This is a genomic window from Mesorhizobium sp. M0045 (genome assembly GCF_040323385.1).
Taxonomy (GTDB): domain Bacteria; phylum Pseudomonadota; class Alphaproteobacteria; order Rhizobiales; family Rhizobiaceae; genus Mesorhizobium.
In genome coordinates, this window is sequence record NZ_JAMYUY010000004.1 from 253,364 (window position 1) to 279,950 (window position 26,587).

Consider the following 26,587-nt stretch of genomic DNA (forward strand, 5'->3'; position numbering starts at 1 on the left):
ACCCCAAAAAGGCCATGCTTTACCTGTAAAGATCGAGTCTACGGCGATCCCGCTGACGCGGAGATGGCGTTTGGCTGAAAGGGATATGATGCGGCAAGGATATGCGCGCTGGCTGACGGGGCTGGCAATCGCGACGGGCATGGCGATCTCGGCTTTGCCGGCGCATGCCAGACAGACCGCCGAGCCGGTCAGGATCACATCCTTCTCGGGAGCGTATCTCGCCGCGCGGATTGCCGAAGGCGACAACGACCTCGACAGCGCCATTTCCTATTACAAGCAGGCGCTCGCCTTCGATCCGAACGATACGGGACTGCAGCAGAGCCTGATGCTGTCGCTGATCGCGCAGGGGCGCTTCGACGAGTCCCTGGTCTACGCCGACAAGCTCAAGGCGGTTCCCGACGTCGAGCGCTTCTCGCGCCTGGCGCTGGCCGTCGATTCCTTCCACAAGAAGGATTTCTCCAAGGCCGAATACTGGCTCAAGCTGTCGCTCGAATCCGATCTCGACCGGCTGATCTCCGGTATCATGACCGGCTGGGCCAAGCAAGGTGAGGGCGACGCCGGCGAGGCCATGGCTTCCATCGACAAGCTGCAGGGCCCCGACTGGTTTAGCCCGTTCAAGTCGTTCCACCGTGCCTTGATTGCCGACGTCTCGGGCCTGCCCGACAGGGCGGATGCGCTCTACACCGCCACCCTGCAAGACACGGCCGCTGGCGGTGCGGCCCCCGAAACATGGATGCGCAACGCGCAGGCCTACGCCTCTTTCCTCGCCCGCAAAGGCGACAAGGCCAAGGCGCTGTCGGTGCTCGACAAGGCCGAGGCGTTTGCGCCCGGCAAGGTCGAGATTGCAGCACTTCGCGACAAGATCAACAAGGGCGAAAAGATCGAACCATTCGTTGCTGGTCCGTCGGACGGCGCCTCGGAGATCCTGCTCGATCTCGCCACCGCGCTCAACCGCGGCGGCGGCGAGCCGTTCGTGCGGCTCTATCTGCGATATGCCCTGGCGCTGCGGCCCGGCAACGACGCGGCGCTTGTTCAGCTTGCCGCGGTCGCCGAGCAGTTGAAGGACGGCGAGGGCGCCATCGCGCTCTATCGCCGCATTCCCGCCGGCTCACCGCTGAAGGAGCTTTCGGACCTGCAGCTTGGCCTCAACCTCGCCGATCTTGACCGCAATGACGAGGCGATCGCTCACCTCAAGGCCATCGTCGATGCGCATCCAGACGACATGCGCGCCTATCTGGCGCTCGGCGGCGTCTATTCCGCGAAGGAGGATTTCCGCTCCGCCGCCAATCTTTACGACAAGGCAGTCGAGGTGCTGAAGACGCCGACCGCCGCCAACTGGAACATCTTCTACCAGCGCGGCATCGCCTATGAGCGGCTGAAGGAATGGCCGAAGGCCGAGCCGAATTTCCGCAAGGCGCTGGAGCTCTACCCCGACCAGCCGCAGGTCCTGAACTATCTCGGCTATTCCTGGGTCGACAAGAACATGAACCTCAAGGAAGGCCTCGCTATGATCCAGAAGGCCGTCGACCTGAGGCCGAGCGACGGCTACATCGTCGACTCGCTGGGCTGGGCCTATTACCGCCTTGGCCAGTTCGACGACGCGGTGCGCGAAATGGAACGCGCCGTTTCGTTGAAGCCGGAGGATCCGGTGCTCAACGATCACCTCGGCGACGCCTACTGGCGCGTCGGCCGCAAACTGGAAGCCACCTTCCAGTGGAACCAGGCCCGCGACCTGAAGCCGGACCCGGATGTGCTGTCCGCCTTGCAGCAAAAGCTGATGAAGGGCCTGCCGCCGATCGAATCCAACACGGCGCAGGAAACCCCCAAGGTGAAGCCCGAGCCGGCGCCCGCCCCGAAGGGGTGACCCCATCGCCTTGACGGTCGCGGAGCGGCACTCTACGAGGTGCCGCATCCCGCCGGAGGCCGCCGTGACCATTGATATCCCTGCCCACATGCATCCCAGCCGCTCGTTCCAGGGGCTGATCCTGACTTTGCATAATTACTGGGCGGACTATGGCTGCGTCGTCCTCCAGCCTTACGACATGGAAGTCGGCGCCGGCACATTCCACCCGGCCACGACATTGCGCGCGCTCGGCCCAAAACGCTGGAACGCCGCCTATGTCCAGCCCTCGCGCCGCCCCAAGGACGGCCGCTATGGCGAGAACCCGAACCGGCTGCAGCACTATTATCAGTACCAGGTGATCCTGAAGCCCAACCCGCCCAATCTGCAGGAGCTTTATCTCGGCTCGCTGGCCGCGATCGGCATCGATCCGCTGCTGCACGACATCCGGTTCGTCGAGGACGACTGGGAAAGCCCGACGCTGGGCGCGTGGGGGCTGGGCTGGGAGTGCTGGTGCGACGGCATGGAGGTGTCGCAGTTCACCTATTTCCAGCAGGTCTGCGGCATCGAATGCGCACCGGTAGCGGGCGAGCTCACTTACGGGCTGGAGCGGCTGGCCATGTATGTGCAGGGCGTCGACAATGTCTACGACCTCAATTTCAACGGCCGCGAAGGCGCCGACAAGGTGACCTATGGCGACGTCTTCCTGCAGGCCGAGCAGGAATATTCGCGCCACAATTTCGAATTCGCCAACACCGCGATGCTACTGCGCCATTTCGAAGACGCCGAAGCCGAGTGCAAGGCGCTGCTCGAAGCCGGCGCGTCGGCGTCGAACGACAATGTGGCGATGCACAGGATGGTCTTCCCAGCCTACGACCAGTGCATCAAGGCCAGCCACGTCTTCAACCTGCTCGACGCACGCGGCGTCATTTCCGTCACCGAGCGCCAGAGTTACATCTTGCGGGTGCGCAATCTGGCCAAGGCCTGCGGCGAGGCGTTTCTGCTGACCCAGGCGGGCGGAATGGCGGCTTAGCTCAAGCCGATTTCGGCAGGAGCGCTGATTGGCAACGTGCCTCGGCCGCTGGAACCGGCCATTGTCCGCAGCGCTTGCCTGACGCCGGGCATCGAGAACGTGCCATGTACCTGTGCCGTAAAACAGGCGCTGAGCGCGAGCATCTGCAGGAATGTCGATGCCGTTTTCATTCGTTCAGCCAATAGCTCTCTGCCTGAGCGTGGGTCGCTTCAGCGCTGCGTTCGGTTCATGGAAAAATCTTTGATCCAAGGACGGGCGGACCGCCTCGTGTCCGACAGGCGGATGAATTTTTTCGGAAATCGCCGTTGGATGCCGCGATCGTGCAGGCCCGACTTTGCTGGGAAGGGTGACAGCGGCCGGCCGAGTTGCTATGCCCCGCCCGGACCATTTGCCGCGTGAGCACAATCAATGCCCGACCTGCTCCTAGAACTCCGTTCGGAAGAGATTCCTGCTCGTATGCAGAGGAAAGCTGCCGGCGACCTGAAGAAGCTGCTGACCGACGGTCTGGTCGAAGCCGGGCTGACTTATGAGGCGGCGCGCGAATATTGGACGCCGCGCCGGCTGACGCTCGACATTCGCGGCCTGACCGCCCGCTCGAAGGACATAAACGAGGAGATCAAGGGCCCCTCGACCAAGGCGCCCGAGCAGGCGGTGCAAGGTTTTCTGCGCAAGGCCGGCCTTGCCTCGATTGCCGAGGCGCATGTTCATTCCGATCCGAAGAAGGGCGACTTCTATGTCGCCCATATTGCCAGGCCGGGCAGGCCGGCCGAGCAGATCATCGCCGAGCTGGTGCCGGGCATCATCCGCAACTTTCCCTGGCCGAAATCGATGCGCTGGGGGCCGGCTTCGGCCAAGCCCGGCTCGTTGCGCTGGGTGCGGCCATTGCAATCGATCCTGTGCACCTTCGGCCCGGAAACCGAGGAGCCGGTGGTCGTCGATTTCGAGATCGACGGCATCCGCTCGGGCAATGTCACCTACGGCCACCGTTTCCATGCGCCGGGCGCCATCACGGTGCGCCGCTTCGACGATTATGTCGCTAAGCTTGAGGCGGCCAAGGTCGTGCTCGATGCCGACAGGCGCAAGGAGATCATTCTTGCCGATGCCAGGAACCTCGCCTTCGCCAGCGGGCTCGACCTCGTCGAGGACGAGGGGCTGCTGGAGGAAGTGTCGGGCCTGGTCGAATGGCCTGTCGTGCTGATGGGCGAATTCGAGCAGGATTTTCTGACCATTCCGGCCGAGGTGATCAGGCTCACCATCCGCGCCAACCAGAAGTGTTTCGTGACGACGCGCCAAATCTCCCCCCTCGAGGGGGAGATCAGCCAGTCGCCGCTCTCCAACCGCTTTATCCTGACCGCCAACATCGAGGCCAAGGACGGCGGCAAGGAGATCGCCCACGGCAACGGCAAGGTGGTGCGCGCGCGCCTGTCCGACGCGCTCTATTTCTGGAAAACCGACCAGGGCGACCTGCCGGATCTCGACCAGTTGCAGGCATCGGCGGAAAAGTTCGGGCTCGATCTAACCAAACCGCTCGACCAGCGTATGGCCCGCCTCGACCATCTCGGCGTCACCTTCCACGCCAAGCTCGGCACGCAGGGCGAGCGGGTGGAGCGCATCAAGCGGCTGGCGGAAGAACTGGCGCCGGTCGTGGCGAGTTCAATCTCCCCCCTTGAGGGGGAGATGGCCGGCAGGCCAGAGGGGGTCGTCTCGCGTGAAGCGCCGGCATCCTCTGCCCAAAATAGGAAGCCGCGTCAGGACGTGCCGACCCCCTCTGTCGCCTTCGGCGACATCTCCCCCTCAAGGGGGGAGATTCCCGCGCTGGCGCGTCGCGCTGCCGTTCTGGCCAAGGCCGATCTCACCACCGAAGTCGTCGGCGAATTCCCCGAGTTGCAGGGTCTCATGGGCCGCAAATACGCACTGCTGCAAGGCGAGCATCCCTCCGTCGCCGCCGCGATTGAGGAACACTACAAGCCGCAGGGACCGTCCGATCGCGTACCGACCGATCCGGTTTCGATCGCCGTCGCGCTGGCCGACAAGCTTGACACGCTGGTCGGGTTCTGGGCCATTGATGAAAAGCCGACGGGATCGAAGGACCCCTATGCGCTCAGAAGAGCGGCGCTGGGGGTGATTAGGATCGTGGTTGAGAACGGCGTGAACATTTCGCTTCTCCGTTCGATGATGTCTCCGATAGTGGCGGCATATATGAAATTCCAACGTGAGGGATCGCGGCCTTATCTTGAGGCTGCGGATCGACTGACGTCAGCTGGGCTTGCTACAACAACTTACAGGGCCGAAGTTTATGACCGCCTTGTAGGGCTGTCAGGAAAAGAGGCCTTCGCCGAAAAGACACCTGAGATGGCGTGGCGCTTGAGTCACGACCTCCTGTCCTTCTTCCACGACCGCCTCAAGGTCTATCTGCGCGACCAGGGCGCCCGGCACGACCTGATCGACGCCGTACTCGCGGCAGGTTCGCGCCCAATCTCCCCCCTAGAGGGGGAGATGTCGGCGAAGCCGACAGAGGGGGGCGCTGTCCCGCCGGCCTCTCGGCGCGAGGCGCCCCCCTCTGCCCTGCCGGGCATCTCCCCCACAAGGGGGGCGATTGGCCAATCACAAAACGACGATCTCCTGCAGATCGTCCGCCGCGTTGAAGCGCTCGGCTCATTCCTTGATACCGAGGACGGCAGGAACCTGCTTGCCGGTACCAAGCGGGCCGCCAACATTCTCACCGCCGAGGAGAAGAAGAAAACGACGATCGCCGACCATGTTGAGCCGGCTCTGTTCCGGGAGAACGCCGAAAAAACCTTGTTCGCCGCGATCAATCAGGCCGAGAGGCAAGCCGGCGAAGCAATTCAAAACGAAGACTTTTCCGCCGCCATGCTGGCGCTTAGCGTGTTGCGCGAGCCAGTTGATTCATTCTTTGAGAAAGTCCTGGTAAACGATGAGGACCAGGCGGTGCGCGCCAATCGCCTGGCATTGCTCGCCCGCATCCGCGCGGCGACGGACCGGGTCGCCGATTTCTCGAAAATAGCCGGCTGACATCCGCGAAAAAATCATCGCTTGTGCTTCAGGCGCTATTTGGGCTGATCGGGAGCTGCTAGCGGCGGAGGCTGCGGCGCGGCCGGCTCAGGGGTTTTGCTGGCGACCTTTGGATCGGCCTTGCTGTTCGCGGCGGGCGCGGCAGCGGTGGCCGGCGCGGCTTTGGGCGCGGGCGTTGCAAAGGCATCGCCGACGATACCGCCGCGAATGATCATCGGGCTTCCGTCGAAGCCATGACTCGGCTGGCTCGGGATTGCCGCGACCTTTTCATCGGTGACGTTTTCATTGACGTCAGGCAACTTCTCGCCGAGCGCGACGATCGACGGTGTTTTCGCCCGTTCGAGGGCGCTGGCACTTACCACCGACGGCGTTTCAGTCGTCTGCCCGACAAAAACGAGCGATGAAGCCTGCGCCGTGCCGGCCATAACCGCCAGGCCAAGCGCGCCAACGATACGCATCGAAAGCATGATAGTTCCCCTTGTCCAAGAAGACGGCACCCTAGCCGAGGGCAATTGATGCCGGCTTGCGAGGAAACATAGCATTTTAGCGATTTGCGATTCGCCGAGGCCTGGGCTTGCCCGCCCGGCGTCGCCGTATTAGGCACCCGCATCTGTGAGGTGACGACAGTGGCTGAAATTCGTGACGTCGGCGAGGCGATGGAAAGGGCGTTGGCGCTGCTCGAGAGCGGCGATGTCGTCGCCATCCCGACCGAGACCGTCTATGGGCTGGCCGGCGACGCGACCAACGGCGTTGCCGTGGCTCGTATCTTCGAAGCCAAGGGCCGACCTCGCTTCAACCCGCTGATCGCCCATGTTGCCGATCCGGCGATGGCCGAGCGCATCGCGCTGTTCGATCCGCTGTCGGAAAGATTGGCGCAGGCATTCTGGCCGGGGCCGCTGACGCTCGTGCTGCCGCAACGGCCCGGCAACGGCATTCATCCGCTGGTCACCGCAGGGCTGGACACCATCGCGCTGCGCATGCCGAAAGGCTTTGGCGGCGAGCTGATCGCCAGGCTCGGTCGCGCGCTGGCGGCGCCCAGCGCCAATTCCTCGGGCAGGATCAGCGCCACGACGGCGGAAGCCGTGGCCGCCGACCTCGGCCCCAGGATCAAGCTGGTGGTCGATGGCGGCGCGACGCCGGTCGGGCTGGAATCGACCATCCTCAAGGTCGAAGCTGGAAAGCCGCGGCTGCTGCGGCCGGGCGGCATTGCCGCCGGAGAGATCGAAGCGGTCGCCGGGGTGAAGTTGCTGCGCGGCGCTTCGGCCATCGAGGCGCCCGGCATGCTCGCCTCGCACTATGCACCAGGTGCGGCGGTGCGGCTCAATGCTGCGGAGGTCGCACCGGGCGAAGCCCTGCTGGCCTTCGGCCGCAGCCGTGCCGAAGGCTGGCGCGATGCAGCCGCACTGCGCAATTTGTCGGAGACCGGCGACCTGCGCGAGGCAGCGAGCAATCTCTTCGCCCATCTGCAGGATCTCGATCGCAGCGGCGCCAGAACCATCGCCGTCGAGCCGATACCGTTCGACGGGCTGGGCGAGGCGATCAACGACAGGCTTTCGCGCGCCGCCGCCCCGCGTGACAAGATCGCCCCTCGTGACAAGATGGATTGGGCACCATAGTTTCCACCCATGAACGACATTTCCCCCGACCTCGACCCCGCTGTCGTCGCGCGCTTTGCGGCAATCGTCGGCGACAAATATGCGCTGCGCGACCAGCAGGACATCGCGCCTTACCTCACCGAGCGGCGCGGACTTTGGCATGGCAGGACGGCTTTGGTGCTGAGGCCGGGGACCGTCGAGGAGGTCAGCCGCATCATGCGGCTGGCGACCGAAACCGGCACGCCCATCGTGCCGCAAAGCGGCAACACCGGGCTGGTCGGTGCCCAGGTGCCGGACGCATCCGGCCGCGAGATCGTGCTGTCGCTGTCGCGGCTGAACCGCATCCGCGAGATCGATACGCTGTCAAACACGGTGACGGTCGAAACCGGCGTCATCCTGCAGACGCTGCAGGAAGCGGCCGATGCCGCCGACCGGCTGTTTCCGCTGTCGCTTGCCGCGCAAGGTTCCTGCCAGATCGGCGGCAATCTCTCTTCCAATGCCGGCGGCACCGGCGTGCTTGCCTACGGCAATGCGCGCGAGCTGTGCCTCGGCGTCGAAGTGGTGCTGCCGACCGGCGAAGTGTTCGACGATCTGCGCAAGCTGAAAAAGGACAACACCGGTTACGATTTGAAGAACCTGTTCGTCGGCGCGGAAGGCACGCTCGGCATCATCACCGCCGCCGTGCTCAAGCTTTTCCCCAAGCCCAAGGGGCGCGAGGTGGCGTTTGCCGGCCTGTCATCGCCGCAGGCGGCACTGTCGCTGTTCAGCCTGGCGATGGACCGTGCCGGGGCAGCGCTCACCGCTTTCGAGCTGATCGGCCAGAGGCCCTACGACTTCACGCTTGCCCACGCGCAAGGCGTGGTGCGGCCGCTGGCCGGCGATTGGCCGTGGTATGTGCTGATGCAGATCTCGTCGGGCCGTTCGGCCGATGATGCCAGGGCCCTGATCGAGGAGGTGCTGGAGGCAGGCCTCGAGCAAGGGATCGTCGGCGATGCGGTGATCGCGGCAAGCATGGCCCAGGGCGACGCGTTCTGGAATTTCCGCGAGGTGCTGCCCGAGGCGCAGAAACCGGAAGGTGCCTCGATCAAGCACGACATCTCGGTGCCGGTGGCGTCAATTCCGCCCTTCATCGAGAAGGCCGCCGGCGCCGTGCAGTCGGTCAGTCCCGGCGCACGGGTAGTCTGCTTCGGCCACATGGGCGACGGCAATCTGCACTACAACATCTCCCGGCCGGTCGACGGCGATGACGAGGCGTTTCTCGGCCTTTACCACGTCATGAACAAGGCCGTGCACGACGTCGTGCGCTCGTTTCATGGCTCCATCTCGGCCGAGCACGGCATCGGCCAGTTGAAGCGGGACGAATTGATCGCGACGGCACCGCCGATGACGATCGAGCTGATGCGCAGGGTGAAAGCCGCGTTCGACCCGGCCGGCATCATGAATCCCGGTAAGGTTTTCTGATCCTTTCGCCGGCCTGCGCCGGTTCGCAATCCGATAACCATCCGCCCCGGATCAGCAAAATTTAACCGACTTTCTTAAGCGCGAGGATAAGAAGCTCGCGCTAATGTTTCTCCACAACGAGGCTGGGAAAACCGGCCCGGAGAACCGGAAACACCGGCTCTCAGGAGAAACAGGAAAGGCACGACATGAACACTGGACTGAAGCCAGTCTGGGCCGGCCGCAATATGCGTCTCGACCCATTCCGCCTGCCGCAGGTGGTGAGCTACGCCACGCGCGACGACTATGGCGACGTTACCTTCACCATCGACCAGCGCGGCGCGGTTATCCGCCGCACGCTGGAGATGAGCGGCGTGCCCGCGATCATCGCTCTGCCCGCCAACGCGTTTCGCGGCGTCGCCGCCCGCGCCATGGAGGATCCGGATGGCAATGTCACAGTGACGCTCGAGCTTCTGCACAACGACCCGATGCTGTCGGTGCCGCTGCTGGTCGCCGACGATCTCGATGACGTCGCCGCCGACTGGCGCGCCTGGGCCGATGCCTACCGCCTGCCCATGCTGCTGATCGAGGCCGACGGCATTGCCCGCACGCTGGAAGAATCGCTTGGCGCCGCCATCAAGGCGCTGCCGGCGCAGGACCGCCGCAAGGGTCGCGTCTCGACCATGCGCCGCCCGCGCTTCCTCGCCCGCCGCCGCGCCGGCGATCTCGGCCTCAGGCTGGTCATCGGCGGCGAGGAGCTTATTTCGCGGGAGTAGCTAAACCAGCGGCTTCAGCGCCACCCAGGCCGCGCCGCCGATCAGGCCGAGGAAGATCAGCCAGCCGATCTGGTTGTTCGATCTGAACAGCCTTAGGCACTGGTCCGGATTGTCGATGTCGAGCACGGCGATCTGCCGCGTCATATGCGCGCCGGCGGCGATCAGCCCGGCGAGCGCCGGCACCGGTGCCTGCGCCGAGGCAAAGGCAATGGCGAAGCAGACCAGCGCTCCGCCATAAAGCCCGGCCAGCCAGGCTTTGGTGTTATCGCCGAACAGGCGCGCCGTCGAGCGCACGCCGACGATGGCGTCGTCTTCCTTGTCCTGATGCGCATAGATCGTGTCGTAGCCGATCACCCACAGGATCGAGCCGATGTAGAGCATGATTGCCGGCCCATCGAGATCGCCGAACTCGACCGCCCATCCCATCAGCGCTCCCCAGGAAAAGGCAAGGCCGAGAACCAGTTGCGGCCAATTGGTATATCGCTTCATGAACGGATAGATGGCGACGATGACCAGCGAGCCGATGCCGAGCGAGATGGCAAAGCTGTTGAACTGCAAAAGCACGGCGAGGCCGACCAGTGCCTGCAGGACAACAAACATCCAGGCCTGTCGGCGCGTGACCTTGCCGGCCGGCAGCGGCCGCGAGCGCGTGCGTTCCACCTGGTTGTCTATGTCCTCGTCGACCAGGTCATTGTAGGTGCAGCCGGCACCACGCATGGCGAACGCACCGAGAAAAAACAGCAGCAGGTACCACAGCGACGGCAGCAGCGAGAGCAGCGGATCCGTCGGACGCGGATAGGCGCTCGCGGCAAGTGCAGCCGACCACCAGCATGGCCACAGCAGCAATTGCCAGCCGATCGGCCGGTCCCACCGGGCAAGCTGCGCATAGGGCCACAACCCCCGCGGCAGCGCGCGATAGACCCAGTGGCCGCTTGGCGCATCGGCGACGCGGCCTTGGGCCGCTTTCGACTGGACGGTTTCCATCTTGCTGAAGTGGCAGCAGAGGCGAATGCCGTCAAGCGTCAAGCAGCCCCCCGCAGGCTCGCCACGCGCAATCGGCGCTTCGGCAGCCAAATGTCTTGACCCGTCGGGCGCGGCGCAATAGCGCAGTCCTGGTCTTGGAATGACGAGGAATCTGGGCATGCGTGTTTTACTGATCGGCTCCGGCGGACGAGAACATGCGCTGGCATGGAAGATGGCGGCGTCACCGCTGCTGACCAAACTCTATGCCGTGCCCGGCAATCCGGGGATCGGCAGCGAAGCCGAGCTGGTGAGGCTCGATATTGCGGATCACACGGCGGTGGCCCGGTTTTGCCGCGAGAATGAAATAGACCTCGTCGTGGTCGGGCCGGAAGGGCCGCTGGTCGCCGGCATTGCCGACGACCTGCGCGCCGAGGGCATCCGCGTCTTCGGCCCGTCAAAGGCGGCGGCACGGCTGGAAGGATCAAAGGGTTTCACCAAAGAGCTCTGCGCCAAATACGGCATCCCGACCGCCGCCTATGGCCGCTTCGGCGATCTGGCTTCGGCCAGGGCGTATGTCGAGAAGACGGGTGCGCCGATCGTCATCAAGGCCGACGGACTAGCTGCCGGCAAGGGCGTCACCGTCGCCATGACGCTTGACGAGGCGCGGACCGCGCTCGACGCCTGTTTTGATGGCTCCTTCGGCCAAGCCGGCACGGAAGTGGTGGTCGAGGAGTTTCTCGTCGGTGAAGAAGCAAGTTTCTTCTGCCTGTGCGACGGCACCACCGCGCTGCCCTTCGGCACGGCGCAGGACCATAAGCGCCTCAGTGACGGCGACACCGGCCCGAACACCGGCGGCATGGGCGCCTATTCGCCGGCGCCGGTGATGACGCCGGAGATGATCGACCGAACCATGCGCGAGATCGTCGAGCCGACCATGCGCGGCATGGCTGAAACAGGCGCTCCGTTTTCCGGCGTGCTGTTCGCCGGGCTGATGATTACTGACAAGGGGCCGAAGCTGATCGAATACAACACCCGTTTCGGCGACCCGGAATGCCAGGTGCTGATGATGCGGCTGAAGAACGATCTGCTCGTCCTGCTCAACGCCGCCGCTGACGGCCAACTGGCGCACACCTCGGTGCGCTGGCGCGACGACGCGGCGCTCACCGTGGTGATGGCAGCCAGGGGTTATCCCGGAACGCCGGAAAAGGGCTCGGTCATCCGCGGTGTCGAGGCGGCGGCGGGTGAGGGCGTCGAGATATTTCATGCCGGCACCGCGATAAACGGCGGCGCACTCGTCGCCAATGGCGGTCGCGTGCTCAACATCACGGCGACCGGCCGCACCGTCGGCGAGGCGCAGAAGAAGGCTTACGCCGCGCTCGACCGGATCGACTGGCCGCAAGGCTTTTGCCGCCGTGACATTGGCTGGCTGGCACTGGCGCGCGAGCAGTCGAACTGACGCTTCAGGCGGCCTCCGGCTTCAGTGCAGACCGCGGTAGAATTCGGTCGAGACGGTGACCGCACCGGCGGCGGAGACAATTCCAGGGTCCGATGCCGCACGCTTTTCGTTTCGCGTCCAGGCGACATATTCGGCAATCCCGCGGGGAAGGCTCGGCGCCGTCTTGGCCGCAGGCATTTGAAAACCGCTGCTGAATTTGGCCAAGCGCGCCCTGAATACCGCGACCAGTTGCTCGAGGCTCGGGGGTGCTGCCACGGCGGCGTAGGTCATGGCAGTGCCGGCGAGCCCCGCCTCGCGTGAGAGCGGCACCGGTATCAAGGCGAGATAATCCGGCTGCACGTCGATCAGGCCGCCGAACGGCCACTGCGCGCGCAATTCCGTCGCGTTCATCGGCGCGACGCTGACGTCGATATCGTTAGGTGTGCCCGCGACCCGGTAGGGACAGCGGAACCGGCCGCAATTTGCTCGCGCCGAAAACTGCCAGAGCGCATAGCCCTGCCAGTTGCCCATCGGAAAATGCAGACCGATGTCTGGCTTGTAGCGCGCATACCACAGCGGCAGCCGGGACAGGAGCGGGTATTTATACTTGTTGTCGGCGATATGCCTGGCTGTCGTGCCGTTGGTGTAGAGCACCGGAAAGCGGCCAACCCGACGATGCACATGGCGCACGAATTCCTCGGCATCCTCGAGCGACATCCATTGGGTGGGATCATCGTCCTCGATGTCGAGGGCAAGCAGGTCATCCGGTCCGGGTTTCACGAAATTGATGAAATTATTGGCCTGTCCCACGGGGTTGCCGGGGCGGGCGAGATGATAGGCACCCCATTTCAGGCCCAGTGCCCTGGCCACCACCTTGCGCGTCTGGAACAGTTCCTGTGCCATCGCATGGCGTTTCCAGAGCGTCTTGCACAGCCGCAGCTCGGTCTCGTCGCCGAAACAGAAATAGGGTGGCGGCATTCCGTCCGATGCCTTGTTGATGAAGCCGACAAGACGCTTGTCGGCGGCTAGCCGGGTCCAGTCGATGGAATTATATTCGTAGGCGTCGACGACCAGCGCCCGGTCCGCATCCTTCCAAGGTTCGGAGAAATCCGAGGCCTTTGCCGGCGTCAGCGCCAGCGTCATCGCCGCCGCGACAAGGAGAAGCGCTGAGCGGACAAGGGGGCGCGCCGGCGTTTTCAAGCAGCAGATCCTTGCTGGCCAAAGCCAAATCCTGAACCGCCATGGTTAAGGAAATGCTCTCGATCGCAGCCCGGGGACGCCACGGATCGGACAGCTTCTCCGTCGATGGTTTTGATGGTCGTCAATGTCGAGAGCGGGTTTGAAACGGGTCGGGCGCCGGGACTTGCGACAGCGTTCCCGCCTTCTCGCGCTTACAGTGATGGGCGAGCGAGCATTGCGGCGAGCACAATATGCCGCGATCAGACCAATAGGCTGCTCCGTTCTCCATCTTACCCTTCGTGATAGCAAAACCGGTCGCCCGGTAGGGCAGGCCGCATTCGATGCAGCGATAGGCGTCAGGTCTGGCGAGCACGGGCGGTCCGATCCGGTATTCCTGATTCCGCCGGTCGAACTTATCCCGGCTTTTGGCGAATTTAGCCTGCGTCGCAGCAATTGGCAAAATCCGCGTGACAAAGTTTGACGTTTACGTAAAAAGAAGATCGCCAGGGAAGCCGAAAGCAGATGATTTTGCCTCGGCACGGGTCTTAAGTAGACCTTCCGGACTGAGGGCGGCCGGACGGAGGAGGAGCGAGCGCCATGTATCGGGCACCGGTCGAGGAAATCGCCTTCACCCTGAAGCATGTCGCCGGCTTGAAGCCGGCGCTCGATGCCGGCACCTTTGGCGAACTCGGTGAGGACCTCGTTGACGCCATTCTGGCCGAGGCCGGCCGCTTCGCCAGCGAGGAGGTCGCACCGCTTTACACGATCGGCGACCAGCACGGCGCGGTGCTCAACGGCGCTGCCGTCACTACCCCGCCCGGCTGGAAAGAACTTTATCGCCGCTGGATCGGCGGTGGCTGGAATGCGCTGTCGGCGCCGGAAGCGTATGGCGGCCAGGCGCTGCCGGCCATGCTCGGCGTCGCCGCGCTTGAAATGTGGAACTCCGCCTCGATGGCGTTCGGCATCGCCCCGACGCTGACCATGGGCGCGGTCGAAGCACTCGACAAGCATGGCTCGCAGGCGCTCAAGGCCAAATATCTGGAAAAACTGGTCTCCGGCGAATGGATGGGCACCATGAACCTGACCGAGCCACAGGCAGGCTCGGACCTGAATGCCTTGCGAACCCGCGCCGAACCGGTCGGCGACGGCACCTACCGCATCTTCGGGCAAAAGATATTCATCACCTATGGCGAGCACGATTTCACCGACAACATCATCCATCTGGTGCTGGCGCGGCTGCAGGACGCACCGCCCGGCACGCGCGGCCTGTCTTTGTTCCTGGTGCCGAAATTCCTCGTCGGCGACGATGGCGCGCTGGGCGCACGCAACGACGTTTTCTGTTCCGGGCTGGAGCACAAACTGGGCATCCACGCTTCGCCGACCTGCACGATGATCTATGGCGATGGCCTCGAAGGCAGCAGGCCCGGCGCGATCGGCTGGCTGGTCGGCGAGGAGAACAAGGGCCTCGCCTGCATGTTCACCATGATGAACAACGCGCGCCTTGCCGTCGGCATGCAGGGCGTGGCGGTCGCCGAGGCGGCGATGCAAAAGGCGCTCGCCTATGCAAACGACCGCCGGCAAGGCAAAGCGGCGAGCTATCGGGGTGCCGGCATGGCGCCGATCGTGCATCACCCCGACATCCAGCGCAGTCTTCTGACCATGAAGGCGCTGACCCAGATTGCCCGCGCCATCTGCTATTCCTGCGCCCACGCCATCGATCTCGCGTCGCGGAGCGAGGATGCAAAGCACTGGCAGGAGCGCGCCAATCTGTTGACGCCGCTGGCCAAGGCGTTTTCCACCGATGTTGGCGTCGAGGTCGCCTCGCTTGGGCTGCAGGTGCATGGCGGCATGGGGTTCATCGAGGAGACGGGGGCAGCAGCGCTTTATCGCGACGCGCGCATTGCACCCATTTACGAAGGCACCAATGGCATCCAGGCGATCGATCTGGTGACGCGCAAGCTGCCGCTCGGCGGCGGTCAGCATGTGCATGGCTACATCGCCGAGCTCAAGGCCGTCGCCGATGCGGTGCGAGCGTCGAACCTTGAAGGCTTTGGCCGCACCGCCGATCGCCTCGACCAGGCGCTTGATGACCTGTCACAGGCGAGCCGTTCCCTGCAAGACCTGCAGGCCGAAGGCCGTCCGGACGAGGCGTTGGCGGGCGCCACACCTTATCTCAGGCTGATCTCGCTTGCCGCCGGCGGCGCCTATCTGGCGCGCGGCGCGCTTGCTGACCAAAGCCGCATCGCGCTGTGTCGGTTCTTCGCCGAGAACCTGCTTGGCGAAGCGGGCGCGCTCAAGGAGCGCGTCCTCGGGGGCGCCGACAGCCTTGCCGTTGCCGGCAAAGCGCTGATTTCAGCCTGACGTTCGCACGCGCCGAAATTCACAAAGGCCCGAAATTCACAAAGGACCAATCCGTGACAGACCACATCCTCGTCGAACGCCAGGGTGCCATCCAGATCATCCGCATCAATCGTCCGGACAAGAAGAACGCCCTGACCCGCGCCATGTACGCGACGATGTCGGCGGCTCTTGCCGGCGGCGACGCCGATCCGGCAATCCGCGTCCATGTCTTTCTCGGCGTGCCCGGTGCTTTCTCGTCCGGTAACGACCTTGCCGATTTCATGGTCGTCGCCTCGGGCGGCGAAAGCGGTACCGAAGTCTGGGATTTCCTGATGGCGCTGGCCAAAGCGGAGAAGCCGATGGTTTCCGGCGTCGACGGCATTGCGGTCGGTATCGGCACCACGCTCAACCTGCATTGCGACCTGACCTTCGCCACGCCGCGCACAATGTTCCGGACGCCCTTCGTCGATCTCGGCCTTGTGCCGGAGGCAGGATCGAGCCTGCTCGCACCGCAGATCCTCGGCCGGCAAGGCGCCTTCGCGCTGCTTGGCCTCGGCGAGGGCTTTTCGGCCGAGCGCGCCAAGGCCGCCGGGCTGATCTACGAGGTGGTCGAGGAAGAGGCACTCGAAGCATCGGTATTGGCGGCGGCGGGCCAGATCTCGGCCAAACCGCCGCAAGCGCTAAGGATCGCGCGCGACCTGATGCGCGGCTCGCGCGACGACCTTGTCGAGCGCATCGGCAAGGAAAGCCAGCATTTCCGCGAGCGGCTCAAATCCGACGAGGCCCGCGCCGCCTTGACGTCCTTCATGGCCAGGAAAAAGGCCTAGACCATCTGGCCTTGTCTCGCATCGTAGACCCGCCGGCAGCAACCGGCGGGCGGTTTCGCCATGCTCTCTTTGTCACATCGCCATTTTTTTACATTCGGCCTGGGCCTTTGCCGAAGACGTGTCGATCATGAATGTCTTGCCTTTGGCGTCGGTCATCAACATCATGCAATGCTTGATCGGTTTCGCCATTTTCATCATTTCGGCGCTCATCTTCGCGTCTGGCATCATGGTGCCCATATGCCCATCGGGCATGATCGCCATGACCTCCCCACCCTTCATCATCGTCATTGTCCCCATCGCCTCCTCCGCAAAGGCTTGCGAAGCGAAAAAGCCGGCAAGACCGGCTATCGTGACCAACCTGAGTGAATGCATTGCTTCCTCCTGAATTTGCGCCAGCGGCGCGTTGAGCCCTTTCCTGGTTCGTTGCGGCACGCTGGAACGTTTCACGCACACGAGATCGTGATCGTGGGATTGGAAACGCCAGGTCTCTATAGCCCGGCATGGGTCGCGCAGGAGCCTGATCTCCTGTGTCTCGATGCGACTTACATGGTCTGCGGCCAGCGCTGCGCGGCGTGCATGACGGTGAGGATTTCGACAGTTTCGCCGTCGATGCGACAAGGGACGATATACGGCACATCGACCAAGACGAGTTCCCGTGTCCCCTTGATGCGCCCGATGCGCCCCATCGCCGGCTGTTCGGTGAGATGTTCCGCCGCCGTTACGATACGCGCAATGGTCCTCGCGGCCGCCTCGGGATTGTCCTTCTCAACATGCGTGCCGATTTCATCAAGCCGCCGCAACGCCCGCTTGGTCCAGCGGATTCGCTTATGGCTCATGCCTGGCGGGTGGATTTAACGTATTTTCTAACGACAGCCTCTACGTCGCTGGCACCCGCAAAATCGCCTTGCGAGGCTTCAGCCAATCCTGCCTCTATCTCGGCGAGTTGCCATTCCTCACGGGCTACAAAATCCTCGATGGCCTTCGCAGCCACGTACGAGCGCGAGCGGTCGAGCTTCTCGGCAAGCTGGTCCAGCCGGTCTGCAGTTTCGTCACGAACGCGCACGGTAAAAGCCGTCATGGCCACATTCCTTTGGTTCACTATGATTATTAGTGAACCAAAGTGGTTCGTCAAGGATTGCCATATCGTCCTCTACGGATAAAGCCTCACCTTGTCCCAACCGCCCTCGGCGTTGCGTGAAAACACGACACGGTCGTGCAGCCGGAACGGACGGTCGTGCCAGAATTCGATCGTCTGAGGCACGATGCGGAAGCCCGACCAGTGTTTTGGCCGCGGGATGTCGCCGATCGCGTGGCGCGCCGTATATTCGGCGACCGCCTTTTCCAGCGCGAAGCGGCTTTCCAGCGGCCGCGACTGCTTGGAGGCCCACGCGCCGATGCGGCTGCCGCGCGGGCGCGTCGCGTAATAGGCATCGGCTTCGGCGTCGGTGACGATCTCCACCGGGCCGCGCGCTCGCACCTGTCGGCGCAGCGATTTCCAATGGAAGCACATTGCCGCTTTCATGCTGCCCAGGATCTCGCGGCCCTTGGCGCTCTCGAAATTCGTGTAGAAGACAAAGCCGCCCTCATCGAACCCCTTGAGCAGCACCATGCGCACATTCGGCATACCCTCGGCGTCGACCGTCGCCAGCGCCACGCTGTTGGGGTCGTTGATCTCGCTCTTCGTCGCGTCGTCAAGCCACGCCGCAAAAAGCCGGAACGGCTCCGCTGCCTCGGTAAAGTCACCGCTTGTTAACCCGGTTTCGCTCATAGTTTTCCCAAATTTGTCGCCGGCTGGGGAGATTGCCGATTGTCGCGTATCGCGCGAGCTTTTGACAGTGGGCAATGGAGCGTTATCGCTTCGGCCAGCGCCAAAGCCATGATCGTGACAATCATCCTGCCGCTTGCCGCCTGTGGCGGGGGCGGCTTCAGCCTGGAGCAGACGGAGGTCGACCGCTCGATACTGACCTCGAGCACGCCGGCCTCGGTCACGCCGCTCGATCAGGATCGCGCCTCCGACCAGGCCACGATCCGCAACGCCGTGTCCTCCGCCGACGTTGAGCAACTGGCCGGGCAGGCCGTTCCGTGGGCAAATGCCGATACCGGCTCGCGCGGCTCCATCACCGAGCTCGCGGAATTCAGGGCTAACGGCGAGACATGCCGTCGCTTCACCGCTTCACGCGAGAGCTTCGACGGCGTCGCGCTGTTCAAAGGCGAAGTATGCCTGGCCGGCGGCAGCGCCTGGCGAATGCAGGATTTCAAGGCGCTCTGATTTTCCGCCGGAGACATAGTGGTAAGCCACTGGAATTTCTTCCTATGCAAGCGCATATAGGAGGCGATCATGGAACCACTCCTTCTCCAGGGCAGTAAGCATGCGCGACCCCTATGAGGTGCTGGGCGTTGCCAAGAACGCATCGGCCAAGGACATAAAATCGGCGTACCGGAAGCTCGCCAAGAAGTACCATCCGGACCAGAATCCGGATCCCAAGGCAAAGGAGCGTTTTGCCGCCGCCAACCAGGCTTACGAGATCGTCGGTGACGAGAAGAACAGAGCGGCTTTCGATCGCGGTGAGATCGACGCCGAAGGCAAACCGCGGTTCCAGGGGTTCGAAGGCGCGACTGGCGGCGCCGATCCTTTCGCCGGTTTCCGCCGGCAGCAAGGGCCGGGCGGCGCGCATTTCGAATTCCGCACCGGCCGTCCCGGCGGTGATCCGTTCGACGGCAACAGCGACATCTTCAGCCAGATCTTCGGCGATGCCTTCAGCCAGCAGCGCGGAGCCGGCATGGGCGCCGGCCGTCGGATGCCGACCGCAGCCGACCTCAACGTCACGCTGGACGTCACCATCGAGGAGGCCGCAACCGCCCAGAAGGTGACGGCGATGTTCCCCGACGGCCGCAAGGTGGCGGTCAAGCTGCCGGCCTATGTCGAGGACGGCCAAACCATCCGGTTGAAAGGCCAGGGTGAGCAAGGACCGGGGCAGCCGGGCGATGCACTGGTCAAGATCCGTTTCCGCCGGCACCCGCGCTACCGCGTCGAGGGCCGCGACCTGCATGTCGACCTGCCGGTGGAACTGGCCGATGCGGTGCATGGCGCCAAAGTGGCGGTCGAAACCCCGACCGGCAGGATTGCGGTCAATGTTCCCCCTTGGTCGAGCTCGGACAAGGTTCTGCGGCTGAAGGGAAGGGGCTTGCCGGAAAAGGCCGGCGGTCACGGCGATCTCTACGCGCATGTGCGACTGATGCTGCCGGAAGGCGGCGACGCCGAGCTCGAGGCGCTGATGCGCCGGCGAAAGAGCTGACGGTCGAAAAGGCCGGCGCTTGATACCATGTGTGAAAAGCGGGCCCTCCGGGGGGCATGCCCGCGACCATACGGGTCACAATGGAAAGGGAACCTCGTTGATGGCCTGGGAAACTGATGGCTTCAAACCTAGGCGCACAGGAACATCATAGAGCCTGCCGCCGCCCAACCGGGGCTTGGTAGGACGAAGTCCAGGTACAAACACTCGTGCAACAGGCGATTCGGCGTTGTGCGTCAGGTTGACCGCGAAGATCTCAAGTTCCTGCTCGTGGCAGATGTCGAGGCAATAGTTCCAATCCAGTCGCAACTCGGCCGACGAGGCCTGAACTGCTGAATTGCCGGAAAGGTGAGGAAGGCGATGAATGTTCTCGTCCATGTGCCACCGATAGAGGTGCAGCGCGCCGGGGGTGAAGGCCGCCGTGCCGGACGCATCGGCGTTCCGTTTGAGCAGGGTAAGATTCGCCTCACATTCTGCAAGTTCCCCCACCGCGCGCCGGGCCGCCTCCGACATGGATCGTCCGGCCGCGAATCCGAACGCAATCGCGCCACCCCCGACGTGATGAGAAATTGCAGCGACAATGGGGATGGGCAGGTCAAGCGTCAGGAGCAGAAGCCGCAATTCGCGGTTCTGCGTCTGCAGCCAATCGGCGTACTGGGACGCCAGTCCATCCGACAGCGAAGTCAGTTCTATCCGAGGCAGAACCAGCCGATTGTACCACCATATGGCTGTTGCATCGCGCTCCACGACTTCGCAGAAGCCGCGCACGACCGCGTCCTCTATGCTCGATCCCCTCGCAAGACCATTGGAGTCCGCCGAGGGCAGACCTGATGACTCATCGTTGGGATACCCGAGAAAGCACAATCCCGCAGGCACCCAGGCCTCGCTCGAGCTGAAGCGCGGATCACTCCGGATCCAGTCCAGTGGCTGTGACCTGCGCCAGCGGATCGGGACCGCGCGGCTATCATCGACGTTTTTGTTCCAATGCAGCCGCTCGCAATACTGCGCATCACTGAAAAGCATGAGTGCAGGCGGCTCGATCACGCGCCCGCGCAATTCGCCGGCGCGAGCGCGCGAGAGTCGCTCATGAGGGATCATCTGGGCGAAATAGGTTTCATCGGCCTCATACCCGCAGACGGTTGCCGCCTCCTGGGTGGTGTTGCCCCACCCTGACACAAAACGAGAAGGTCTGGCCCCTCGTACGGGACCGACCGCGACCGTGATCGGGCAGCCGAGCGTGGGATCGGTGATCACGATGGGGCCGTAAACCAGGCTTGACCCGCCGGCCCCTGCCTGGGACGCCTGCCGCTCCGGCATTATGGACCCTTCACCCAAGCACGGCCCTCACACGTCCAATCCTCTACACTATCGGCACCAATTGCTCATTCGCACGCTGACACGCACTGGAGTATGATGCAAACTCCTGCGAGACGCTTTGATATCGTCAAGCCGACGTCGAACATAAACCCGCCGAGGGAGAGAATGAACGCGGGCGACAGCAATCTTCAGCGACGTCTGACGGCCATCGTGGCTGCTGACATGGTCGGTTACTCGTCGCTGATGGCCCGGGACGAGGAGCGCACCTTTGCCCTCGTCAAGCATCTCATGCAGGACGAAATAGAGCCTAGGATCACACAGCACCGGGGACGGGTTGTGAGAACGACCGGAGACGGGATGCTCGCCGAGTTCCCAAGCGCCTTCGAAGCCGTGCAGTCAGCAGTGGAGGTCCAGGAACTGCTTGTCGGCCAGTCTTCGGGGAAGGCCAGCCAGGAAATTTTTCTCCGGATTGGGATCAACTTCGGTGATATCATTGTCGATACCGATGGCGATGTGTTTGGAGATACCGTCAACATAGCCGCGCGCCTGGAACAGTTCGCCAGCCCGGGCGGAATCTGCCTTTCCGGAAAAGTGCACGACGAAGTTCGGGACAAAATTCATCTTCCGTTTGAATATTGCGGCGAACAGCATCTCAAGAACATTCCACGCTCGGTTCCCGTATACTCATTGTTCCATAAGCCCAAAGGGCTGCCACCTGCATCGACTGCACAGATGGCTGGTCCGAGCAAGCCCTCCATCCTCGTTCGCCCGTTCAAGAGCGCGGGCGACGTCCAACCCTATTTCAGTGGCGGCTTCACCGAAGACATCGTCACGGAACTGACGCGCTTTACTCAGCTTACGGTTGCGTCCCATTACACGTCGACGCGACTCAAGGATGTGGATCTGGTCGCGGATAGCGGCGTGGATTTCGTTATCGAAGGCAGCATCCGCCGCATGGGCCGGCGAATGCGCATTACATGCGAGCTGGTCGACGCAACCTCGGGTGAGTGCTTGTGGGCCGAGCGCTACGACGGGGACGAGCAGGACATCTTCGATGTCCAGGACGAACTGATCGGAAAGATCGTCGGGACCGTTATCGGCCGTCTTACGGCCGCAGGCGCCGAGAAGGCGCGGCGTAAACCACCTGCCAATCTCGCGGCATATGAGTGCGTGCTTCGGGGCAATGCCCTGCCCCTGGGCGACATCGCGGCCGAAATGGAAGCTCGACAGTGGTATCAGCGGGCGATCGAGCTCGACCCATCCTACGGGCGCGCGTACGCCAAGCTCGCCCACTATAAGCAGCTTGAATGGTTTCGCGACATGGGGCCGTCGGATGCGGTGCTTGCCGAGGCTTATGACATCGCCAAAAAAGCGGTGGCGCTTTCCCCCAACGATCCAGTCTGCCTGAACATACTGGGCTGGGTGCTCCTCCACCGTCGTGATTTCGACGTCGCATCTCAGCTATACACACGCGCGCTCGAACTCAATCCGCATGATCCCGAGCAGGTCTCCTACCAAGGGACTTATCAAACATTTGCCGGCGAGCCCCAAAGTGCCTTGGACTGGTTCGAACGGGCGCGAGTGCTCGATCCCCTGTACGAGCCTTCATGGTATTGGCCGTTCCGCGGTCTTGCCCATTTCATTGCCCACCGTCCCGATAAGGCAGTTGTCGATCTGGGCCGCTCGTCCACCATGCCGACCTGGGTTAAGGTCTATCTGGCTGCAGCGAACGCGCTGCTTGGCCGAAAGGAAGAGGCGAAGAGCTACACGCATCTGGTTCTGCGTGGCGCACCGGAGTTCTCCGGGCGGCGGTTCGCTACCAAGGAACCTTACAAGCTGGACGGAGACCGTAAAACGCTGCTCAACGGCATGCGGGAAGCGGGATTGCCCGAGTAGGGACTGGCGACTACCTGCAGCCGAAGAGCACCGCCGTAGCGAGCTCGTCATGGTAGTGCCTGCCTTGGGCGTATTTGTGATAGTCGTGGAGATAATCGATCAGATCGCTGCGGGTCAGGACCCCCCTCGGCACCTGGGGCACCACCACATTGATCAAGTTCGGTTCGTCCACGTGAACTTCGACAGACACTCCCGTTTCCACGATGTCTTCCAGCACCATCTCGAGATCACGCTTCAGGTCCGCATAGGCGGGAGCATCTGGGATCGCGTCGCCCCGGTCGAGAGGGGCATCCCCGTAGATTATGGGCTGCCCATTCAGATCTTCTATCGTCAGTGTCTGCGAATGTGGCGCTGTTCCGGCGGCGGCGGTCCGGACCCTGATGTCGCCGATAGCACGGCCTGCTTCCGGGCGAAGTCTGATACTATCACCGACGGCGAAAATCTGCCGATCAATGGTAATTGTTAGAGGATTTGTCGAATCCATGGACAGGATACGTGACGAGGCCGGCAAAAGCTTGAGCCAGGCCCCTACGATCGCCGCGCCGATCTCTTGGACTTGCCGACCTGGCTTCAATTCTGCCCTGGGCATCGCCGAGGCTCCCCCTCCGAGGTCAATGCAAATAGCCTAAACGCATTTTGTACCTGTCGCAAGCAGTGCACAGGCGGCATGCAGGCATCGACTCGATGTTTTCATGGACAGAAAGCCGTATTGGGAGCATTCTAATCCTCGCGGTATCAGTAACGACAGCCGGAGGATGCACGAATGATACTTGCTCAACTTCGTGTGCTGTTGCTCGGCTGTCTCCTCGCCGCTGTCGGAACAGTGAGACCGGAAGCGTCAGGCCAGGAGGGCTTAACCGACAGCGGTGACATCGAAAAGACTTTCATCGTCGACATCGCCAGGGCGGCGGAGTTACGCAAGGACATCGGCGCGCTGAACAAGTTCATCGCAGGCAAGGGCAAGCTGGAAGCGGTGGACATGCCGGATATCGGTATCAGCATGGTGACGGGGACCTTTTCCGAGAGCGAGATCGAAGAGCTGCGCTCCAGGGGATATGAGGAGCCGGATCCTTTCGTGGTGAACCTGTTCGATGGTGCCACCTGCGAGGGGCCGGAACTCCTGGGCATCTCGCCGACTGCGGACGTTGTCCCTCCCAGCGTCTGCAGGGTCGTCGGGTCACCACAGCCGGTGGCTTCAGGATCGCCCACCGTATGGATCATCGACAGCGGAGTGGATTGGAACGTTGTCACCGCCGGGCTCCTCAAGGTTCAGGAAGCCATCGATTGCACGAGCAGCCCATGCCAGACCGTGTCGAGCCTCAACGACACGGTAGGGCACGGGACCATGGTGGCAGCAATTATCGGCGGAAAGCGTGTCAAACAGGGCGACCAGTATATAGGTCTGGTTGGTGTCAGCCCCGACGCCCCGCTCAAGATCGTAAAGGCCTTCAGTAAGCTGAAGACCGAAATTTTCGGCCCGCCTCTTCTCGCGCTTCGCTATGTTCGGGACAATGCGGTCGCCGGGGATATTCTGAACGTGAGTTGGGGTGCATTATATCTGGAGAGCACCAGACGCGGAAGCACGCTGCAAGATCTTAAATTTCTCGACGCCCTTCTTTATCAGATCGCTGACCGCCAGGTGCGCGTTGTCGTAGCGGCGGGCAATCCCCGGCAAGACGAAGAGAGCCCTTGGGTACAGTCTTATTTCCCGGCCAATGCAGCGACTTATTTTTCGCCTGTGACGACAGGAAACAAGGTGGGAGCGATATACAGCGCGTCGGCTTCCAACAGCGAATATATTCAGGTGGCAACTCCTGGGAAATGCCAAGGCATCAGCAACGCCTGGTGCGACACGCTATGGCGCGGGGGGGCGTTCGGCGCGTCCTATGCCGAACCGGGCGTCAATGTCCTGTCACTGTGGAAGAGCCGAAAGAGCGGCAAGCTCCAGAGGAACATCTGTTCGGGCACATCTTTCGCAGCCCCGGCACTTGCCGGCCTTTTGGTTCGCAATGCGCAGCCGACGAACAAGGCTCTGACAACGGGAAGTCTTATCCCGAATACGGATCTGGTAGGGTATATGACCGCGGGTACGCCGGTGAACCCAAGCTCGGACGAGCCTAAATGCAACTGACCCGAAGAGCAGCGCTGCAAGGTTTGGCCTTGGCATCCGCGTTCGGTAGCGTCCGTCTGGCCGGTGCCTCGCCTGTGGACGAAGATCCTCGCCTTCTGCTCGTTCACGTGCGCGGCGGACTCGATGCATTAGCTGCCGTGCCGCCCTACGGCGATCCGCATTTTGCCTCGGCGCGCGGCCCCCTCGTGCCTTTCCCGAACTCCGGCGTCCCCGAGATGCTCAAGCTCGACGGGTTCTTCGCACTTCATCCGGCGCTCGGGGCCCTCCTGCCCTACTACTCGCGCGGCGAGTTGCTCATCGTGCCCGCGACCGCCATTCCGGATGCGGGGCGGTCCCACGCGGCCGCCCAGGCGGCGCTGTACGACGGCGATATCGACGGCGGCAACGCCGGATGGCTCGACCGGGCTTCGTCTGTATTGTTGCGCCGGCAGAAGACGGTGTGGCAGGCCAGACCGGCCGATCGATCGATGGACATGCTGGCCGATCTTGCGCTCGCCAATCCTCGGCTCGACCTCGTCCGCCTCTGCGCCGAGGGCACTTGGCCGTCCGGCGCAAAGGGCAGCGAAAGCCTGCTGGAACAACATGCCGCATGCGACGCGGTCCGCTTCGGCGACGCGGCCAGGAGCGCGGCGCTTGCCCTGTCAGCCACCGGCGGACCGCGGATCGCGATGCTCGAGGTGGCCGGCTTCGACACGCATGTGGCGCAGGGAGCGGACTTCGGAAGGCTGGCGCGCAGTTTGAATGGGCTGGCGCGGGGTCTCATTGCATTTGCCCAAGCGTCCGGGCCTGCCTGGAACAGGACGGCGGTGCTGGTGGTCACGGAGTTCGGCCGTTCCGTAATGCCCAACACCGACGGCGGCACTGATCACGGGGCCGCGAGTGTAACATTGTTAATGGGTGGCGCCGTTGCCGGCGGGCGAGTAGGCAATCGCTGGCCCGGTCTTGCTCGAGACCTGCTTCATGGCGGAACAGACTTGGCTGCTACGACGGACGTGCGATCGATCATAAAGGCCGTGCTGACGGAACACTTGCGTCTTCCTGATCGAGCAATGGCTGAAATTTTCCCACGCGCTGCCGGGATACCGGCGGTGCGTGGACTGTTTATCGGGAGCCGTTGTCCAGGCGGAGGTCGACTGGCTTCGATGTGATCTTCAGCGCGGTTTAGCTTCTTATCCGCGTTTTCGTCGGCTACGGGACGCATCGGACTGCAATAGGCGACGCCTGATCTTAAGTGGCCGCTTCTAAGAAGCTTCCGGAATGACGACTATTGTGAAGGGTTTCGAATGCCGGCCCCCAGCGCGGTTGCCTATAATGTCCGGTTTAAGGCAATGGCCGAGCTAACTTGAATGGTCGAGATGAGGTGCAAAGCGGTCGTCCACGGCCCAAAGTATGGAAGTCGGCTCGGGGTCATGAGCGTGACTTCGGCCGCTGGCCAACGAAACTTCCGCCAAAGGGTCATCTTCCGCCGTAACACCGATACTGGCGTCGGATT

At 63.0% G+C, this 26,587-nt stretch carries 24 protein-coding genes; 14 read left to right on the plus strand and 10 right to left on the minus strand.

Translation table 11 applies throughout. The features are described from left to right. Positions 1-88: 88 nt before the first annotated feature. The 3 genes from NKJ72_RS08520 (at position 89) to glyS (ending at position 5,906) form a co-directional block, all read left to right on the plus strand. A complete protein-coding gene (locus NKJ72_RS08520; RefSeq protein ID WP_352476776.1) occupies positions 89-1,864 on the plus strand; it encodes a tetratricopeptide repeat protein in 1,776 nt (591 codons plus the stop codon). A gap of 88 nt (positions 1,865-1,952) precedes the next feature. Beyond that, entirely contained in the window at positions 1,953-2,873 is a 921-nt protein-coding gene (locus tag NKJ72_RS08525) for a glycine--tRNA ligase subunit alpha (protein WP_352476777.1), read from the plus strand. Positions 2,874-3,281: 408 nt separating this feature from the next. Beyond that, the gene (gene glyS, locus NKJ72_RS08530) at positions 3,282-5,906 is read left to right on the plus strand and encodes a glycine--tRNA ligase subunit beta (protein ID WP_352476640.1); all 2,625 of its coding nucleotides are present in this window, start codon (positions 3,282-3,284) and stop codon (positions 5,904-5,906) included. 35 nt (positions 5,907-5,941) lie between these two features. Here the strand turns inward: glyS and NKJ72_RS08535 are convergent, their stop codons facing one another. Further along, positions 5,942-6,331 carry a hypothetical protein gene (locus NKJ72_RS08535; RefSeq protein WP_352476641.1) on the minus strand — a complete coding sequence of 130 codons (390 nt, stop codon included), beginning with the start codon at positions 6,329-6,331 and terminating at the stop codon, positions 5,942-5,944. A gap of 201 nt (positions 6,332-6,532) precedes the next feature. On the opposite strand from NKJ72_RS08535, the gene NKJ72_RS08540 reads away from it, so the two are divergent. The 3 genes from NKJ72_RS08540 to NKJ72_RS08550 all read left to right on the plus strand — a co-directional run bounded on the left by NKJ72_RS08540 (position 6,533) and on the right by NKJ72_RS08550 (position 9,714). Continuing rightward, positions 6,533-7,522, plus strand: coding sequence for an L-threonylcarbamoyladenylate synthase (locus tag NKJ72_RS08540; protein WP_352476642.1), 990 nt, complete (start codon positions 6,533-6,535; stop codon positions 7,520-7,522). 9 nt (positions 7,523-7,531) lie between these two features. Beyond that, positions 7,532-8,962 carry an FAD-binding oxidoreductase gene (locus NKJ72_RS08545; protein WP_352476643.1) on the plus strand — a complete coding sequence of 477 codons (1,431 nt, stop codon included), beginning with the start codon at positions 7,532-7,534 and terminating at the stop codon, positions 8,960-8,962. Positions 8,963-9,147: 185 nt separating this feature from the next. Beyond that, positions 9,148-9,714: a DUF6101 family protein gene (locus NKJ72_RS08550; RefSeq protein WP_023674094.1), complete on the plus strand. Its 567-nt coding sequence runs from the start codon at positions 9,148-9,150 to the stop codon at positions 9,712-9,714. Here NKJ72_RS08550 and ubiA read toward each other — a convergent pair whose 3' ends face one another. Beyond that, positions 9,715-10,698, minus strand: a complete 984-nt coding sequence (gene ubiA / locus NKJ72_RS08555; protein WP_352476778.1) for a 4-hydroxybenzoate octaprenyltransferase — start codon at positions 10,696-10,698, stop codon at positions 9,715-9,717. A gap of 157 nt (positions 10,699-10,855) precedes the next feature. Here ubiA and purD point away from each other — a divergent pair, with 157 nt between their 5' ends. Further along, positions 10,856-12,133 carry a phosphoribosylamine--glycine ligase gene (purD, locus tag NKJ72_RS08560; RefSeq protein ID WP_352476644.1) on the plus strand — a complete coding sequence of 426 codons (1,278 nt, stop codon included), beginning with the start codon at positions 10,856-10,858 and terminating at the stop codon, positions 12,131-12,133. 21 nt (positions 12,134-12,154) lie between these two features. Here the strand turns inward: purD and NKJ72_RS08565 are convergent, their stop codons facing one another. Next, on the minus strand, positions 12,155-13,312 hold the full coding sequence (locus NKJ72_RS08565; RefSeq protein ID WP_502901836.1) for a glycoside hydrolase family 25 protein: 1,158 nt from the start codon (positions 13,310-13,312) through the stop codon (positions 12,155-12,157). 121 nt (positions 13,313-13,433) lie between these two features. Next, the gene (locus NKJ72_RS08570) at positions 13,434-13,664 is read right to left on the minus strand and encodes a hypothetical protein (RefSeq protein WP_352476780.1); all 231 of its coding nucleotides are present in this window, start codon (positions 13,662-13,664) and stop codon (positions 13,434-13,436) included. Positions 13,665-13,888: 224 nt separating this feature from the next. On the opposite strand from NKJ72_RS08570, the gene NKJ72_RS08575 reads away from it, so the two are divergent. Beyond that, the gene (locus NKJ72_RS08575) at positions 13,889-15,652 is read left to right on the plus strand and encodes an acyl-CoA dehydrogenase family protein (RefSeq protein ID WP_352476645.1); all 1,764 of its coding nucleotides are present in this window, start codon (positions 13,889-13,891) and stop codon (positions 15,650-15,652) included. A 53-nt stretch (positions 15,653-15,705) separates the two neighbouring features. Then, positions 15,706-16,458 carry a crotonase/enoyl-CoA hydratase family protein gene (locus NKJ72_RS08580; protein WP_352476646.1) on the plus strand — a complete coding sequence of 251 codons (753 nt, stop codon included), beginning with the start codon at positions 15,706-15,708 and terminating at the stop codon, positions 16,456-16,458. A 72-nt stretch (positions 16,459-16,530) separates the two neighbouring features. On the opposite strand, the gene NKJ72_RS08585 is transcribed toward NKJ72_RS08580, so the two are convergent. The 4 genes from NKJ72_RS08585 to pdxH form a co-directional block, all read right to left on the minus strand. Then, positions 16,531-16,746: a hypothetical protein gene (locus tag NKJ72_RS08585; protein WP_352476647.1), complete on the minus strand. Its 216-nt coding sequence runs from the start codon at positions 16,744-16,746 to the stop codon at positions 16,531-16,533. A gap of 254 nt (positions 16,747-17,000) precedes the next feature. Further along, positions 17,001-17,294, minus strand: a complete 294-nt coding sequence (locus NKJ72_RS08590) for a type II toxin-antitoxin system RelE/ParE family toxin (RefSeq protein ID WP_352476648.1) — start codon at positions 17,292-17,294, stop codon at positions 17,001-17,003. After that, positions 17,291-17,536, minus strand: a complete 246-nt coding sequence (locus NKJ72_RS08595) for a CopG family ribbon-helix-helix protein (RefSeq protein WP_352476649.1) — start codon at positions 17,534-17,536, stop codon at positions 17,291-17,293. Before NKJ72_RS08595 ends, NKJ72_RS08590 begins: the two co-directional genes overlap by 4 nt. A 72-nt stretch (positions 17,537-17,608) precedes the next feature. Next, positions 17,609-18,226: a pyridoxamine 5'-phosphate oxidase gene (gene pdxH, locus NKJ72_RS08600; protein WP_292663882.1), complete on the minus strand. Its 618-nt coding sequence runs from the start codon at positions 18,224-18,226 to the stop codon at positions 17,609-17,611. Between the two features lie 39 nt (positions 18,227-18,265). On the opposite strand from pdxH, the gene NKJ72_RS08605 reads away from it, so the two are divergent. Both NKJ72_RS08605 and NKJ72_RS08610 read left to right on the plus strand, forming a co-directional pair. Then, positions 18,266-18,727 (plus strand): RT0821/Lpp0805 family surface protein, encoded by a 462-nt coding sequence (locus NKJ72_RS08605; protein ID WP_352476650.1) that lies wholly within the window; start codon positions 18,266-18,268, stop codon positions 18,725-18,727. A 100-nt stretch (positions 18,728-18,827) separates the two neighbouring features. Then, on the plus strand, positions 18,828-19,754 hold the full coding sequence (locus tag NKJ72_RS08610) for a DnaJ C-terminal domain-containing protein (protein ID WP_254818426.1): 927 nt from the start codon (positions 18,828-18,830) through the stop codon (positions 19,752-19,754). A 75-nt stretch (positions 19,755-19,829) separates the two neighbouring features. Here NKJ72_RS08610 and NKJ72_RS08615 read toward each other — a convergent pair whose 3' ends face one another. Then, on the minus strand, positions 19,830-21,005 hold the full coding sequence (locus NKJ72_RS08615) for a YcaO-like family protein (RefSeq protein WP_352476651.1): 1,176 nt from the start codon (positions 21,003-21,005) through the stop codon (positions 19,830-19,832). 228 nt (positions 21,006-21,233) lie between these two features. Here NKJ72_RS08615 and NKJ72_RS08620 point away from each other — a divergent pair, with 228 nt between their 5' ends. Further along, positions 21,234-22,964: an adenylate/guanylate cyclase domain-containing protein gene (locus NKJ72_RS08620; RefSeq protein WP_352476652.1), complete on the plus strand. Its 1,731-nt coding sequence runs from the start codon at positions 21,234-21,236 to the stop codon at positions 22,962-22,964. 10 nt (positions 22,965-22,974) lie between these two features. On the opposite strand, the gene NKJ72_RS08625 is transcribed toward NKJ72_RS08620, so the two are convergent. Further along, a complete protein-coding gene (locus NKJ72_RS08625) occupies positions 22,975-23,553 on the minus strand; it encodes a hypothetical protein (protein ID WP_352476653.1) in 579 nt (192 codons plus the stop codon). A 174-nt stretch (positions 23,554-23,727) separates the two neighbouring features. Between NKJ72_RS08625 and NKJ72_RS08630 the strand changes: the two genes are divergently transcribed. Together NKJ72_RS08630 and NKJ72_RS08635 are read left to right on the plus strand one after the other, a co-directional pair. After that, positions 23,728-25,095: a S8 family peptidase gene (locus NKJ72_RS08630; RefSeq protein WP_352476654.1), complete on the plus strand. Its 1,368-nt coding sequence runs from the start codon at positions 23,728-23,730 to the stop codon at positions 25,093-25,095. After that, positions 25,086-26,243, plus strand: coding sequence for a DUF1501 domain-containing protein (locus NKJ72_RS08635; RefSeq protein WP_352476655.1), 1,158 nt, complete (start codon positions 25,086-25,088; stop codon positions 26,241-26,243). Before NKJ72_RS08630 ends, NKJ72_RS08635 begins: the two co-directional genes overlap by 10 nt. Positions 26,244-26,587 lie beyond the last annotated feature (344 nt).